Origin of the sequence: Streptomyces sp. NPDC001270, assembly GCF_042896695.1 — a bacterium.
GTDB lineage: Bacteria > Actinomycetota > Actinomycetes > Streptomycetales > Streptomycetaceae > Streptomyces.
Map to the genome: position 1 here is coordinate 487,254 of NZ_JBIAXM010000002.1, position 13,585 is coordinate 500,838.

Genomic DNA, 13,585 nt, shown 5'->3' on the forward strand with positions numbered 1-13,585 from the left:
GTGGTCCGGGCGCGACCGGTGCAAGTAGAAACACGTCCAGCGCCGCCCAATGCACACGTGTGTCCAACAGCCATCCGAAGTATGCGATCGGCGCGGGGGTGGGTGACGGCGGCGCACGCCGGGCACGGGCGCGCGCACACTCGCAGGCACGGGCACGGGCACGGGCACGGGCATGAGCACGCGCGCACGCGCACGCGCAACGGAACCGAGGGTGCCCTGGCCCAACAGGCGGCGGATTGACAGGCGATTTTTCTGCAACCATAGTGGTTGCAGTTACATCGGTGCCACTGAGGTCGTGAGGGGAAGATGGCGGGTCTCAGCAGTAGGAGTGCGGTCGCGATGCACGCGCTCACCATGCTGGCGAACCGGGGCGAGGGCTCGCTGACCTCCGCGGAGATCGCGGACAGCCTGGCGAGCAATCCGGTTCTCGTGCGGCGCATCCTCGGCAGTCTGCGAAACGCCGGCCTGGTGTGGTCCACCGAGGGCCGCGGTGGCGGCTGGACCCTGGCCCGCGCCCCACGGGACATCACGCTCCACGACGCCTATGCCGCCGTCGAGGAGGGGCGAATCCTGTCGGGGCACGCCCATCCGCCCAGCGACGTGTGTGAGATCGGACGCAACATCGGCGCCCTGCTCGAGGTGGAGTTCCGGAGCGCGGAACGAGCGATGGAGGAACGCCTCGGCCGGACGACGATCGCCGACCTGCTCCAGCAGGTGCTGGCTGCCGAGCGTGAGCACGCGCCGGCGAATCGCTGATCGAGCAGTGGCGGAGGCACTTCCTCCGCCGTTACTCGCACCCTAACTGTAACCAGTCCAGTATCAGTTCAGTCGGGATGGGCACACCGCATGCTGCCTCGCTCGGCCGGTGAGCAATGACGCGGCCGGCATCCGCGGACGCACGATCCACCTGAGTAGATCGCTCCGGCTGCGTCGTACACCCGCCGGATCACCATGTTCGAGACCTGCCACAGCGCGGTCCGACGACTTACCCGACCCGAACTCGACCCCAATCCGCATCAGTCACCGTCCGATCAGGAGTGAGAGCAATGGTCCATGAACCCGAGGCGATCACGAGGGCCGAGGTTCGCGACCCCGCGACTTACGACCTCGTCATCCGCCGGGCACATGTCTTCGACGGCCACAAGGCGCACACCGGGCTGTACGACGTCGCCATCAACGGCGGAGAGATCGCCGCCGTCTCAGCTCAGCCGCTGAGGGGCGGAGAGGAGGTGGACGCGGCCGAAGGATGGGTGCTGCCGGGCCTGATCGACACACACATCCACTTCTACGACGTGCTCGCGGTGACCGATCCGGCATCGATGCGGACGTTCGAGGAGAACGAGCTTCCCGGACGGCTCGACCTGTTCCTCCAGCACGGGATCACCACCATCAAGTCGGTGGGCGATCCCACCGCCGGGATCCTGGAGACACGGGCCAAGATCGCTGCGGGCGCGCTACGAGGCCCGCGGCTCCTGGCGACCGGCTGCGGCATCACCGGACGGGACGGGCACCCCGCGGCCACTGTCTTCGACGGCAATCCTTGGGCACGCGCACGGTTCACGGGCGAGATCGACAGCGTGCAGCAGATGCGTGATCTGGTGCACCACCTGGCCGACCGCAAGGTGGACGCGGTCAAACTCCTGTCGGAAGGTGCGTGCGCGCGCCCCGGCTCACCGACGTACGTCTGGCAGAATGCCGCTTTTCCGGTCGCTGTCGAGCTGGTGCGGCTCCCCCTCGATTTCCTTCGGGCGGGCATCGAAACCGGGCACGAGCGAGGTCTTCGAGTGACCGTCCACACGACCCAGCAGGTCGCGGCACGCGAAGCGATCGAGGCCGGCGCGGACGGCCTGGAGCACGGTGTCACCGTCGAACCCATCACCGATCACTCGCTCATCGATCTGATGCTCGCGCACGACATCACCTACACCCCGACGCTCTGGGCTCACGACGCGATTCATCCGGACGTTCGAGGCAATGTCAGGAAGGTGGCCGATGCCGGTGTGAGCATCGCCCTGGGCAGCGACACCTTCAGTGGCCGGGGCCTGTTCGGGGCGAACACACTGGAAGAGGCCGAGCTGATGGTCGCAGCAGGGATGACGCCCGTCCAGTCGCTCGTCGCAGCCACCAGCGGGGCGGCGCGGCAGTGCGTCCGCCCCGATCTCGGCGCGGTGGCGCCCGGCAAGCGCGCCGACCTGATCGTGCTGACCGCCGATCCCACCCAGGACATCAGCAACCTTCGCGAACTGAGCATGACGATCCTGAACGGCCGGATCGTCGTCGACAAACGCTAGTGCCCCGACAGGCAGCGTTCGCCCCGTCGCGACGCTCCCCCAGCCTTCGGCCGGGAGGTACCCCCAGGCACGCTCCCCCAAGCTCTTCGAGCAGGGGGGACCCCGGCTCGTCGGTCATCGCGGCCTCGTCCCGACGCAGAATGCGGCGCATCTCCTCCGCGAGCCGCGGGTCGCTGCGCATACCGGTGAACAGTGCCCCGAGGAGCCCGATCTCCTGCTCGGCGATCTGCCGGGTCGGTGACAAGGTCAAACCGGATCAGTCACCGGAGCTGTCACGGACGGCGGAGAACCGTGGTGTGATGGCGCCGTGAGCCGCGCCGCAGAAGAGACGAACCGCCGCATGCTTCGGGCACGGGACGCGATGGACCGCGCCTACGCGCGGCCGCTGGACGTCCCGGCCCTGGCCCGGATCGCCCATGTGTCCCAGGCACACTTCACGCGCACCTTCCGGGCCACGTTCGGCGAGACGCCGCACCGCTACTTGCAGCGCCGCAGGGTCGAGCGGGCGATGTTCCTGCTGCGGGAGACCGACCGCAGTGTGACGGACATCTGTTTCGAAGTCGGCTTCGGCAGCCCGGGAACCTTCAGCCGCACGTTCCGCGACATCGTCGGCCTGTCTCCACGGACGTACCGCAGGGAAGTGGCGGCGGCCACGGGTGTGCCGACCTGCTTCACGATGGCGTGGACGCGGCCGAGCGCCTGACCGTCCGCACTGCCCGCACCGGCCGTCGGCTGAGCAGTTTCGGATAAGTTTTCGTCCGGCTTGCCGAGTAGCGTGAGGCACATGTTCAACGCCATCACGCACTCGCAGATATTCGTCCTCGACCAGGACGAGGCACTCGACTTCTACGTCGGCAAGCTGGGCCTGGAGATAAACGCCGACGTCGACCTGGGCCTCATGCGCTGGCTGACCGTCAGTGTCCCCGGCCACCCGGAGCGCCAGATCCTGCTGGAGAAGCCGGGCGCTCCGGCGATGTCCGAGGAGACGGCGCAGCAGGTCCGTGAGCTGGTGACCAAGGGCGCGACGGGTGGCTGGCTCATCTTCACGACGGACGACTGCCGCAAGACGTACGAGACGCTGCTCGGCCGGGGCGTCGAGTTCACCGAGGAACCCACCGAGCGCCCGTACGGAATCGACTGCGGGCTCCGCGACCCCTTCGGCAACCGCATCCGCTTCACCCAGCTGAAGGCATAGCACTGCGCGACTCGCGGCCAGGACGCTTGCGGCCGGCACCCGTCGGTGGTCGGTGCCGTCGAGGACGAAGACAGGTCGGCGCTGTCGTCGATGACCAGGACTCGCTGGAGGTGTTCGGCCGTTGCGCGCGGGCGGTGGCGCAAGCGGTGTGTGAACCGCCTTGGCGGACGGCTCCGTAGACCGCCGGTCCCGCCGGTCTACGGTGCCATCCCGTGCTGGTACGCCCAGATGACGGTCTGCACCCGGTCCCGGGCGCCGATCTTGTGCATCGCGCGTCCGAGGTGGGATTTCACCGTACTGATCTCGACGACCATCTCGTCGGCGATCTCCGCGTTGGACAGCCCCCGGGCCAGCAGCCGGATCACCTCCGTCTCCCGGCCGGTGAGCGTGTGACCGGGCGCGGGCCCGTCGGCGCCGGGCCTGCGGCGGCGGGTGAACTCGGTGATGACCCGCCGGGTGACGGCCTGGTCGAGAAGTCCGTGACCGCCGACGAGGCGGCGGACCGCGTCGACGAGGTCGTCGGGGGCGGCGTCCTTCAGCAGGAAACCGCTGGCTCCGGCCTCCAGCGCGCCGAACACGTACGCGTCCAGGTCGAAGGTGGTCACCACGAGCACCGACGGGGCGTCCGGCCCGGCCGAGACGATCATACGGGTGGCCTCGATCCCGTCGCCGCCGGGCATCCGTACGTCCATGCACACCACGTCCGGCTTCAGCCGGCGCGCCAGTTCCACCGCGGCACGCCCGTCCGTGGCCTCGCCGACGACCGCGATGCCGTCGGTGTGCCCCAGGATGTACCGGAATCCCACCCGTACCACCGACTGGTCGTCGGCCAGCAGCACCTTGATCACGACTCTCCTTCCGAGGGGGCGGCGTTCACGGCGGCGTCGACCGGCAGCACGAGCCTGACCTGCCAGCCACCGGAGGCGGTCGGCCCGGCGTGGAACACCGCGCCGATCAGGCCGGCTCGTTCCCGCATGCCGGCCAGGCCGAATCCACTGTTCGCCCTCGGTGAGGAACTGGGCCGGCAGGGATACATGCTGACGCGGCTCGTGCAGGCCGAGGTGCCGCGGCCGGTGCTGGTGACCGGCCTCATCTGGGCGCTGTGGCACATGCCGATCATCTTCGGTGGCGTCTACCTGGCCGACTCCGGCGGATCCACACCGGTGATCGCGCTGCTGTTCCTGTTGTCGATCCTGCTGCAGAACCAGGTCATCTGCCGTCTGCGACTGACCTCGGGCAGCGTCTGGCCGTGCGTCGCCTACCACGCGGTGTGGAACGCGGTGATCCAGGCCGCACTCGATCCCGCCACCGACGGCTCCCACGCCTGGTTCCTGGTCGGAGAACAAGGCGTCATCCTCCTCGCGGTCAACCTCGCCGGTGCCCTCCTGCTGTCCACCTCCCAGGGCGCCGCGGACGGGCTGTGGGCTCCGGCGAGCGAGAAGTCCGTGCCGAACGTCTCCAAGGTGCTGTCGGGCTACGCCACCACCGGCGGGCTCGGCGCCTACATGGTGATGGACGCGATGGGCCTCATCTCCAACAAGAAGGTCATCCGCACTCCGCCCACCTCATGGACGGACCTGTTCGACTCCGCCTACCGCGGCCGCGTGACCACCTGGGACGCGCCGGCCTTCAGCGTCAACGCGGTCCCGGTGATCAACCAGATCGAGGGCGGTTCCGACGGCGACCTCTCCAAGGGCATAGCCGCCTTCTCACAGGCGGCGAAGAAGGGGCAGTTCAGCGGACTGATCAGCTCGGTCGACCAACTGCGTCAGCAGCTCAACAGCGGCCAGGTCGTCATCGCCCCCGGTTTCCAGGGTGTGGCCCAGCCGTGGATCGACGAGGGCGACCCCATCGGTTTCGCGGTGCCCAAGCAGGGCGTCATGGCGTTCCCCGAGGGCTTCCAGCTGGTGAAGGGGTCGAGCGACGAGCAACTGGGCCTGGCCGCCGACCTGATGAACGAGATCTTCGCGCCGGACGCGGTCTCCGACTACAGCGCGGCCACCGCCACCATCCCGCTGGTACAAGGCGCCGAACTGCCCGCCACATACCGTGACATCGAGAGCTTCCAGCTCAAGACCGTGCAGGACGCGCTCAAGCTCGACTGGTCCGCGCTGGTTTCCGGACTGGACAAGGCGACCACGGCCTGGAACAACGACGTGAAGGCACCTCGGCGCGGCCGTCCCCGGCCCCGGCCGTCCGGCCGGCAACCACGCCCCGACCGCCGTGTTCGACGAGGCGGTCCTGCCCGACGGCGCGCTGCTGCTGGCCGCACTCGCCTGGCAGCACGTAGACCCCGCCACGACCCCGTCCTGTCCCTGACCGACTCGCCGTCGCACCCTCGCGGCGCCCACCACCAGGAGTGTTCCGTGCACGACGTCCAGCCCCAGTGGGCGCCCCTCGCCCCGGCCGCCCCGCAGCCCGAACCCGCACCGGGCGGGCGCCGGGGGGAGCGACGCGCTGGTCACCGCGGGCGTCACCACCCTGTTCGGTGTCCCCGGCGACACCGGCGTGGCCCTGTACGACGCCCTGTACCGGCGCACGGACGACATCCGGCACGTCCTGGCCCGCGACGAACGGCACGCCGCCGCCATGGCCGACGCCTACGCCCGCAGCGGCAACCGGGTGGGCGTCGTGGAGGTGTCCAGCGGCGGCGGCACGACCTACGTGGTGGGCGGACTCGGCGAGGCGTACGCGGCGGGCGTCCCGGTGCTGCTCATCACCTCGGACATCCACGCCGCCAGCCGGGGCACCGGCGCGCTCACCGAGATCGACCAGGTCGCCCTCTTCTCCGCCGTCACCAAGCGGACCCGGGTCGCCGAGCGCGCCGACGACCTGCCGGGACTGGTCGCCGAAGCCCTGCTGGAGGCCGTGTCGCAACGCCCGGCCCCGGTCGCGCTGATCGTCCCCGAGAACGTCCTCGACGAGCCGACCGAGGCCCGGCCCGCGCCGGACGCCGGCCCGCCCGACCTGCCGGCGCGGCGCACGGCCGCCCCCGCGCCGGCCGTCGCCGAGGCGGCCCGACTGCTCTCCGCGGCGCACCGGCCGGCCGTGCTCGCCGGCTCGGGCCTCCATGTCTCCGGCGCCTGGCACAGCCTCGAACAGCTCGCCGACACCCTGGGCGCGCCGGTGGCCACCTCCCTGCACGGACGCGGCGCGGTGCGCGGCGACTCCCCCTGGTCTCTCGGCGTGGTCGGCAACAACGGCGCCCTGCCGGGGGCCAACGCCCTGATGCGGGAGGCCGACGCGGTGCTCCTGGTCGGCACCCGTGCCAACGCCACCGACACCAACAGCTGGACCGGACCCGCCCGGGGCGGTGTCCCCGTCATCCAGATCGACATCGACCCGGCCCGCGCCGGCCGTAACTTCCCCGGAGCGCTCGGCCTGCCCGGCGACGCCGACACCGTCCTGCGCCAACTGCTGGCGGCCGTCCCACCCGCCGACGAGGAGCGGCGGGCCGAGCGGCTCACCGCCGTACGCGGCGCGGCGAGCGCACCGGCACCCGCGCCCCGCCCGGCGGGTGCGCCGCCCTTGCGGGACGGACTGCTGCTGCCCGACGAGGTGGTGCGCGTCGTGTGCGCCGGCCTGCCCGCGGACACCCCCGTCATCGCCGACCCCGGCACCCCCACCCCCAATGTCGCCGTGCACTGGCGGCAGCGGCGGGCCGGCCGCACCGTGGTGATTCCCCGGGCTACGCCATCCCCGTGGCCGTCGGAGTCGCCATGGCCCGGCCCGGCACTCCCTTGGTCTCCTTCACCGCCGACGGCAGCTTCGCCATTAGTGGATGACGTGCAGGTTCGCCGAGGGCTTCTGAGAGCGAAGAAGGTGCTCGTCAGCAGGTCAGCGGCATGCGGGGCACCCATTCCATGATCTCCACGAATTTGCGAGTAACTAGGGGAAGTCCGCTGCAACTCCAGTAATCTCTGTGCTTGTGTCAGATTCCGAAGGTCGCACCCTCACTCTCGTGCCGCCGCCACGTGCTGCGAAGGAGGGCTCAGGTCCGATCGAGACCGGTTTGGCAGATGTCGTCACCCTCCAGCGGCGCCGCCAGGCACGTATGTCCGCCCAGGACGAGGAGAGCTTCTTCGTCGACGCGCTCACCGAGTACCAGTGGGCACGGGACTCAGCCGGACTGGCCCCGTCGACGATCGACCAGCTGATCAAACCGGTCATCGAGGTCTGCGACTTCTACGGCACCGTGCCGTGGCACCTGACCCCGCGCGATGTTGACAAGTACTTTGCTGGCCCGGGCAAGCGCGCACACAACACGCACCGACAGAAGCTCAACCACATCGACGCGTTCTTCGCCTTCCTCGAACAGCGCTACGCCCACGAGATCATGATGCGATTCGGGGCGACGGTGGAGTGACCGGTCGATCCGTTCAACCGGCCCGTCCACCGTGGGGACTTCGGGCTACGGATCCCACCCTCGCAGACGGCGATGAAGGAGTTCTTCGCCCGCTGGCGGGAGCAGTTGCCGTACGCCCGGAAGTACACCGTGGCCTGCCGCGACTACGTCATGACGAAGATCGCATACGTCTCAGGTGTCCGGGCTGCCGAGTTGTGCCCGGTGACGATCGGCGACGTCCACTGGGAACACGGTCAGTGGGGTCGGTTCGTCGTCCAGGGCAAGGGCGCTCGCGGCTCAGGACCGCGGCCTCGCGAGGCGTACCTGTTTCGCGAGGGACGCGAGCTGCTTTGGTGGTACATCGAGGAGGTTCGGGCGGAGTTCGGTGACGACGCCGATCACCCCTCGGCGCCCCTGTGGCCGTCCGAGCGCAAGCCCAAGGCGATAGCGGCGCTGAACCTGCCGATCGCGCCGGCAATCACCCCGTCGACGTTCCGCCGTCAGCTCCACGCGGCGGCCGCGAGCTATCTGACCGGCCCGGTCACCGACCTCTTCCCGCACCTCCTGCGGCACGCCTGCGCGACTCACAACTACGAGCGAGGCATGACGCTGTGGGAGGTCCAGCGTGTTTTGGGTCACCACTGGGCCACCACGACTCTTCGGTACATGGCGACTGCACAGGCCGACCCCGAGCATGCCAACGTGGCAGCGAGCTCGCGGGCGGCCCAGCGCCTGGTGATGGACAAGGGGAACCTTCGGTGAAGTGGAATCTGAGGATGGTGGCCGCTCAGCGGGACCTGTGGCGTCCCACCGAGTTGCTGGAGGCGTTCAAGACGGTCGGATTCACGCCGTCGCTGAGCAAGGTCGCCGCGATGTGGAGCGGCACACCGGTCACGGAGCGGCTCGACGACCTGGACAAGATTTGTGCGGTGCTGAACTGCACCGTTGGCGATCTGCTACAAGCCGAGCCCCTGGAGGCCGCTGCCGGAGAGCGCGAAGCACTGCCCAAGGCCGTGGGAGCTGAAGGCTCGGGCGGGGGTCCCGTACGGCCGACGCCCCGTCGGCAGGGCAGCCGTCGTTCGCAGCCGCCGAACTGACGAATGGCGGCACGATCTCGTCCTACTCAGTGCCCGGACTGCAAGGGCTGGGGGGTTCTCGGGCTGGCCACGTGCCAGGGGTGCATGGAGTGGCGGAAGAATCATCCTGAGCAGGGCGGATGTCTGCGCTGCCGTCACACGGGACATCTCAACTCCGACCGTCTGTGCCGGGCATGCCTGCACGCTGTCCGGCTTGACGCCGACGCCGCGTGGGTCACCGACCCGGACGGCGCTGGCCCGCGAAGCCGTCAGCTGATGCTCCTCTATTCCGGCCTCGTCCCCAGCCACGCCCAACCCTTGAAGAAGTACGGCAGACGCACCGGCCGCACTGGCACCGATCAGCGCGAGCGGCTGCACTGGGTGGAACAGATACGCGCGGCCGCGGCTCCGACCCGGGACGACCCTGCGGTCCTCCCACCCGCCGTCCTGGGGCAGCTGCCGCTCTTCCCGGTCCGCAGGATGCTGTCCATCGATGTCTGCCGGCGCATTCTGCAAAGGCCGCTCGCCGGCTATCGCGAGGTCGTCGAGCACACCGCTGCGTTCGCGGCGGACACCGGCATCGGCAAACCCATGCAGCGCAAGCTGCATGAGATGCTGCGCCTCGCTCTCGCCGTGCGCGACGCGGACGGCGACGACATCGTCGACGAGCTGGTCCTCGACGACATCCCCAACTACGGCCGGTCCGTCCGGGCGATCCTGCTGCGGGCTCAGATGCTGAGGCTCCTGCCAGAGCCGCGCGAACCCGAGCGCCCCCAGCGGTCACGGACGTCACGGACCACGCGCCGCGTCTGGGGGCCCCTGACCATGACACCGAGGTCCTGTCAGCAGTGCGGCTCCTGGTTCGCAGCGAAGATGAAGGTCATCTGCGAACCCTGCTCATCCTTCGCCCGGAAGAGAGGCATCAGCGCTGCCTCCACGGGAGCGTGCGCTCGCTGCCTCCGTGTCGATCTGCCGCTCGCCGACGGGTACTGCCGCGGATGCCGATGGCATGTAGCCAACCACGGCCCAGGGGACATCAGCCGGTTCGGAACGCAGCTGTGGCTCGGTTCACCGGTTCCGGCGCCCACAAGCCTGAGCCACTCGGGTGTGGCCCCGCCGACTCCGCAGCGGCCTGTCTCCGAGCACGTGATGGCCCCTGGGCAGGAGAGGTTGTTCGAGCTCCGGAGAGATTGGCGCCCGGTGGTCGAGCTGGCGCGGCATGATCTGCCGACGCTCACAGACTCGGCCGAGCGGCTGCTATACGATCTCGACAGCGTGATGAAGCAGGAGATGTGGTCCACGGTCCCCACCACCAAGACCCGGAACACGCTGACGGTCTTGGTGTCCTGGCTCGGCGCTGATGCACCGCTGCTGGAATCCGACATCCGGGCGCTCGTCGACAACCGCTCCCTGAAGTTCAGCGGCCGGCGGGTCACGCAGTTCCTGGAGTCCCGAGGGTTGCTGGTCCCGGATGCCGAGTTTCGCCGGGACGCGCACCAAAAGCGCTTGGAGGCCGAGCTCGCCGCACTGCCCGCGACGATCGCACAGGAACTCTCGGTCTGGATCAAAGCCGTACGCGGAGAGGGCAAGTGGGAACACACCGGCCGCACCTACCGGAGCATCGCCCGCTACTGGCATGTACTCGACCCGATCCTCAAGGGGTGGATCGCGGACGGCATCGAGAGCCTGCGCGAGATCACCCAAGACGACATCAAGCGGGCCATCGCCACCCGCAAGGGGACGCCGGCCCGCTCGATCCACATCGTCCTGCGGAACGTCTTCCGGGCCCTTCGGCAGGAAAGCGTGATCTTCCGCGATCCCACCCGCGGCCTCGTCTTCGCAGGGATCAACAACACCCCACCTTCCGTGCCTTCGGACCGGCTGGGCGGCATCCTTAGCCACGCACGCAACGACTTCCAGCGCCTCGTGATGGTGCTGGTCTGCGTCCACGCACTCAGCGGCACCGACATGCGCCACCTGCTGCTCACCGACCTCGACCTCTCCCGTGAGCGCCTCATCGTCCGGCGCCCCGGCAAACGGCACATCATCTACCTGGACGAACTCACCCACCGCTGCGCCTCCGCGTGGCTCCGTGCACGTCACCGCCGCTGGCCGGTGACCACCAACCCGCATCTGCTGATCAACCGATGGACCGCGGTAGACACCAACTACTCGCCCATCGGCACCACATTCACCGCCATCTTCCGACCCACCGGACTCACAATGCCGACGCTGCGGCAGGACCGGATCCGCGATGAGGCGTTCGAGGTCAACGACCCCCTCCACCTGATGCGTCTGTTCGGCATCTCCTCGCAGACCGCCATGCGGTACATCACCGCAGCCCATCCTGAACGCACCGCGAAGCTCCCACGGTGAGGCGAGCACACAGCGCAGGCGGCAGGTCACCTCTTCGTATTCGAGCCCCTCGGCCGCCGACTGCGCTTGGGTGATCGGAGTCCGCTTCGTCTTCGCCCTGCACGCCGCGCACGCGTAGACCGAGTCCCGGCCGTCATCGACAACTCGCCCGCGACTGATCACTGCTCAGGGACGGCCGTCTTCCGAGCCGTGGTCCGCGGCGATCGGTGTCGGCTGCACCTGAAGGGTGGTCCCCACCGCGAGGAACACCGCGCAGGCCTTCGCGATCTCCAATGCCTGCGCCAGCACCTCCGGGTTGAGCCGCTCGCCGAACATCATTGTCGCGGACTGCTCAGTCGCTGCTCGAACTCGAATTGGAAAGAGCCATGACGTTTCGGGCAATATCAGGGTGTGAACAGCGCGAAGAAGGACGTTCTGGATGCGGTCGGGCCCCGTCTGCGGGAGCTGCGGCGTCGGCGTGGGATCACGCTGGCTGAGCTTGGCCAGCGGACCGGAATCAGTGAGAGCACGCTGTCTCGTCTGGAGGGCGGCAGCCGCAAGCCGACTTTGGAGCTGCTGCTTCCACTTGCCGAGGTGTACGCGGTGCCGCTCGACCACCTCGTGGGCGCGCCCCGGACGGGAGATCCGCGCATTCACCTGCGCCCGGTGACCCGGGGCGGCATGACGTTGGTGCCGCTGAGCGATCCCGGCGGCGCCCAGGCCTACAAGCTTCTCATTTCACCCGCGCCCCACAGCGAGCCCGAGCTGCAGACTCACGATGGTTTTGAGTGGATTTATGTGCTCGCCGGACGGCTCAGGCTGCTGCTGGGCGAGCAGAGCCTGAGCCTCAAGCCGGGCGAGGCCGCGGAGTTCGACACGCACGTGCCGCACTGGATCGGCGCCGACGGCGACCAGGCGGTAGAACTTCTCATCCTGCTGGGACGCCAGGGAGAACGGGCCCACCTCCGGGTCCGCGCCACCTGACCCGGTTGCGGTGATTGCGGTGCTCAGTTCGTGTCGGGGAGGGGGCCCAGCCCGTGTGCACGGCTGCCCAGCACCCGCCGCGAGACCTCGGCCTCCATCGCCCCGCTGAAGACTCCACCGCCCTTCGCCGCGCGAGCGGCGGCTTCCGCGTCGGCCTTCAGCAGGTCCATGTGGATCGCGGCGGCCGCGGTGGTTCCGGCTGCCGCTGCAACCGGAACCCCGGCCAGCACATCGCTGACGTTCCCCGCGGCCCACACGCCCGGCACGCCGGTGAACCCGGAGGCGTCCACCCGGAGCTGCTCCCCCAGGCCCATGGGATGTTCCTGCATCGTCACGCCCAGGTCGCGCAGAAAGCCGGCGCGTGCGAGGAACCGGGGGGCGACCACCAGTTCCTGGACCGGCACCACCTTTCCTGAAGCCAGCCGCACGCCCGTCAGCTGGTCCTGGCCGTTGACCTCAAGCCCGGTTGCCGCACCGTCGACCACGCTGACACCGAGAGCGGCCAGCTGCTCCCACTGCTCGTCGGTCAGCGTCGTTCCGGTGTGCAGGAACAGTGTGACGTCCTTGGACATCTGGCGGAACAGCAGTGCCTGGTGGAAGTTGCCGAGCACCCCGATGAGCTTGTCCTGGACTTCCCAGCCGTGGCAGTACACGCAGTGCAGCACGTCCCGCCCCCACCGTTCGGCCAGCCCCGGCACGTCCGGCAGCGCATCGACCAAACCAGTGGTCACCAGCACCCTGCGGGTGCGTACGTGCTGCCCGCCCTCGGTGACGACCCAGAAACCCGCATCGTCCTGGGAGATCCCCGCGACCTGCCCCGAAACGACACGACCGCCGTACGAGGCGACTTCCTCGCGCCCGAGCCGCAGCAGCTCCAGGGGAGAGATGCCCTCGCGGCCGAGCAGGCCATGGGCCCCGGTGGCCGGGGCGTTGCGGGGCTCGCCCTTGTCGATGACCAGGACCGACCGGCGCACCCGGGCCAGATTCAAAGCCCCGGACAGGCCGGCGGTCCCGCCCCCGACCACCACGACGTCCCAGGGCTGTCCACCATCTCGTATCAACTCGAATTCGCGCATGCCCTCAGCGTGCGACGGTGCCACGGACGCCGCAAAGGTTCATGCTGTCCCGGCAAGAACGCCCCGACGCCCCATCGCCGACGGGGTCCGATCGGCTCACGGCAACCGGACCACACCGACCTTCTTGCCGGTCCAGCAAGAAGGTTCGCTGCTTGATGACGCGGGTGTGCAGGCTGCGTCCAGTCAGTTCTGGCTCGCCACCGAAAGCCGGCACCCCCAGGGCCTGGTCGTTTTCCCGCATTCGTTGGGAATTCCTCCGGCTC

At 69.1% G+C, this 13,585-nt stretch carries 11 protein-coding genes and 4 pseudogenes; 11 read left to right on the plus strand and 4 right to left on the minus strand.

What is annotated here, in order from left to right:
• Nucleotides 1-306: 306 nt before the first annotated feature.
• The 4 genes from ACFY2B_RS06015 to ACFY2B_RS06030 all read left to right on the plus strand — a co-directional run bounded on the left by ACFY2B_RS06015 (nucleotide 307) and on the right by ACFY2B_RS06030 (nucleotide 3,486).
• Nucleotides 307-756, plus strand: coding sequence for an Rrf2 family transcriptional regulator (locus ACFY2B_RS06015; protein ID WP_390761916.1), 450 nt, complete (start codon nucleotides 307-309; stop codon nucleotides 754-756).
• Between the two features lie 290 nt (nucleotides 757-1,046).
• A complete protein-coding gene (locus ACFY2B_RS06020) occupies nucleotides 1,047-2,291 on the plus strand; it encodes an amidohydrolase family protein (protein ID WP_390761917.1) in 1,245 nt (414 codons plus the stop codon).
• Between the two features lie 307 nt (nucleotides 2,292-2,598).
• Entirely contained in the window at nucleotides 2,599-2,994 is a 396-nt protein-coding gene (locus ACFY2B_RS06025; RefSeq protein ID WP_390761918.1) for a helix-turn-helix domain-containing protein, read from the plus strand.
• Nucleotides 2,995-3,075: 81 nt separating this feature from the next.
• Nucleotides 3,076-3,486 carry a VOC family protein gene (locus ACFY2B_RS06030; RefSeq protein ID WP_390761919.1) on the plus strand — a complete coding sequence of 137 codons (411 nt, stop codon included), beginning with the start codon at nucleotides 3,076-3,078 and terminating at the stop codon, nucleotides 3,484-3,486.
• A 197-nt stretch (nucleotides 3,487-3,683) separates the two neighbouring features.
• On the opposite strand, the gene ACFY2B_RS06035 is transcribed toward ACFY2B_RS06030, so the two are convergent.
• Both ACFY2B_RS06035 and ACFY2B_RS06040 read right to left on the minus strand, forming a co-directional pair.
• Nucleotides 3,684-4,334: a response regulator gene (locus ACFY2B_RS06035; protein ID WP_390761920.1), complete on the minus strand. Its 651-nt coding sequence runs from the start codon at nucleotides 4,332-4,334 to the stop codon at nucleotides 3,684-3,686.
• Complete coding sequence (locus ACFY2B_RS06040) at nucleotides 4,331-4,462, minus strand: hypothetical protein (protein WP_390761921.1); 132 nt, start codon at nucleotides 4,460-4,462, stop codon at nucleotides 4,331-4,333. The genes ACFY2B_RS06035 and ACFY2B_RS06040 overlap by 4 nt, the downstream gene beginning before the upstream one ends.
• On the opposite strand from ACFY2B_RS06040, the pseudogene ACFY2B_RS06045 reads away from it, so the two are divergent.
• The 6 genes and pseudogenes from ACFY2B_RS06045 to ACFY2B_RS06070 form a co-directional block, all read left to right on the plus strand.
• Nucleotides 4,461-5,477, plus strand: a pseudogene (locus ACFY2B_RS06045) (extracellular solute-binding protein); the annotation flags it as partial. The gene ACFY2B_RS06040 and the pseudogene ACFY2B_RS06045 overlap by 2 nt on opposite strands.
• 466 nt (nucleotides 5,478-5,943) lie before the next feature.
• Nucleotides 5,944-6,891, plus strand: a pseudogene (locus ACFY2B_RS06050) (thiamine pyrophosphate-binding protein); the annotation flags it as partial.
• A 314-nt stretch (nucleotides 6,892-7,205) separates the two neighbouring features.
• Nucleotides 7,206-7,271: a hypothetical protein gene (locus ACFY2B_RS06055; protein ID WP_390761992.1), complete on the plus strand. Its 66-nt coding sequence runs from the start codon at nucleotides 7,206-7,208 to the stop codon at nucleotides 7,269-7,271.
• A gap of 269 nt (nucleotides 7,272-7,540) precedes the next feature.
• Nucleotides 7,541-8,593: pseudogene (locus ACFY2B_RS06060) on the plus strand (tyrosine-type recombinase/integrase).
• Nucleotides 8,590-8,928 carry a helix-turn-helix domain-containing protein gene (locus ACFY2B_RS06065; protein WP_390761922.1) on the plus strand — a complete coding sequence of 113 codons (339 nt, stop codon included), beginning with the start codon at nucleotides 8,590-8,592 and terminating at the stop codon, nucleotides 8,926-8,928. The pseudogene ACFY2B_RS06060 and the gene ACFY2B_RS06065 overlap by 4 nt, the downstream one beginning before the upstream one ends.
• A gap of 255 nt (nucleotides 8,929-9,183) precedes the next feature.
• Entirely contained in the window at nucleotides 9,184-11,283 is a 2,100-nt protein-coding gene (locus ACFY2B_RS06070) for a hypothetical protein (protein ID WP_390761923.1), read from the plus strand.
• A gap of 183 nt (nucleotides 11,284-11,466) precedes the next feature.
• On the opposite strand, the pseudogene ACFY2B_RS06075 reads toward ACFY2B_RS06070, so the two are convergent.
• Nucleotides 11,467-11,613: pseudogene (locus ACFY2B_RS06075) on the minus strand (NAD-dependent deacetylase); the annotation flags it as partial.
• A 60-nt stretch (nucleotides 11,614-11,673) separates the two neighbouring features.
• Between ACFY2B_RS06075 and ACFY2B_RS06080 the strand changes: the two are divergent.
• A complete protein-coding gene (locus tag ACFY2B_RS06080) occupies nucleotides 11,674-12,246 on the plus strand; it encodes a helix-turn-helix domain-containing protein (RefSeq protein WP_381740199.1) in 573 nt (190 codons plus the stop codon).
• A gap of 23 nt (nucleotides 12,247-12,269) precedes the next feature.
• Here ACFY2B_RS06080 and ACFY2B_RS06085 read toward each other — a convergent pair whose 3' ends face one another.
• Nucleotides 12,270-13,322 carry an NAD(P)/FAD-dependent oxidoreductase gene (locus ACFY2B_RS06085; RefSeq protein WP_390761924.1) on the minus strand — a complete coding sequence of 351 codons (1,053 nt, stop codon included), beginning with the start codon at nucleotides 13,320-13,322 and terminating at the stop codon, nucleotides 12,270-12,272.
• Nucleotides 13,323-13,585 lie beyond the last annotated feature (263 nt).